At 59.7% G+C, this 1,182-nt stretch carries 1 protein-coding gene; it reads right to left on the bottom strand.

Annotation, left to right across the window (positions count from 1 at the left end):
• A protein-coding gene (locus tag ABJ196_RS12620; protein WP_347307579.1) for an IS3 family transposase occupies positions 1–1,110 on the bottom strand; the annotation gives its coding sequence in 2 pieces (ribosomal slippage) (positions 1–789 and positions 789–1,110; 1,111 coding nt annotated over the 2 pieces). This gene is flagged as partial in the annotation.
• Positions 1,111–1,182: the final 72 nt, after the last annotated feature.

A 1,182-nucleotide genomic window follows, 5' to 3' on the forward strand; every position in this document is an offset into this window, starting at 1 on the left:
CGAGCTGACTTGGGAAAACGGACTCGTCCTGGAGGACTTCCCGTTTCAGCGTGGCGTTGAACGACTCCGCCAACGAGTTGTCCGCGCTCGTCCCGATTGCTCCCATCGACTGGGTGACACCGAATCGTTCACACAGCTTCCGGTATTGTCCAGAGGTATAGACGCTGCCATGATCGGAGTGGAAAATGGCCCCGTCAAGGTTGCCTCGGACCCCGTGGGCCATCGTGAGAGCTTCTTCGACCAACTCCGTGCGCATGTGGTCAGCGATCGCGAAACCGGTCAACTGCCGCGAATAGCAGTCGATGACGGTGGCCAGGTACATATTCGACCCGTCCGCGATCGGCAGGTACGTGATATCGCCGACGTAGATGGTGTTCGGTTTCTCCGCGATGAACTGGCGTTTCAGCAGGTCGGGCACCTTCGTAGCTTGTTTCGCAGACACGGTGGTCTTCACCCGGCGTTTTTTGGTGTAGCCGAACAGGCCCATCTGGCGCATCAACCTGGCGGTGCGCTTGTGATTGAAAAGGTCGTCGTTGGCTGGATCGGAATTGATGGCCGCCGTCACGCGTTTCGCCCCGTAACAACCGTTCTCGGCCGTGAACACGGCCTTGATCCTCGCTCCCAGCACCGCGTCGTCAAGGACGCGTCGCCGGCGGGCAGGAGCAGCTGATTTCCATTTGTAATACGAGGACCGGTTGATCTTCAAAACCTCACATAACCGCTTGACCTCGTAGAGGCCTCGGTTGTCATCAACGAACCGGAAGCGGTTCACCAGTTCGTCTCTTCCGCGAAATATTTGGCCGCCTTGCGGAGGATCTCTCGTTCCTCCCGGAGCTTGGCGTTTTCGCGTTCCAGCACGCGGATGCGTTCGGCGTCGGAGAGTCCTTCAGCAGGCGTGCGTGCGCTGTTGGCTGCGGCAATGGGGCTGGCGACTTTTTCACCGTTGGCGTTGGTCTTGGTGCCGGTGCCGAAGGCGTCGAGCCAGGTGCGCAGGGAGTTGCGGTTGACCCCGAGATCGGAGGCGATCGCGTTGAGCGTTGCTCCGGGGGTCGACTCGTACAACGAGACTGCGTCGCGCTTGAACTGTTCGGTGTAGGTCTTGCGTGGCATGGTGGAAAGGTACCTCACTTCCCCAGCGAGATGCTGGTTTCAAGGTGTCCACCATCTGGGGGTCAGGTCCCT

This window comes from Corynebacterium sp. SA-MJD20WY100 (genome assembly GCF_039822565.1).
Taxonomy (GTDB): Bacteria; Actinomycetota; Actinomycetes; order Mycobacteriales; family Mycobacteriaceae; genus Corynebacterium; species Corynebacterium phoceense_A.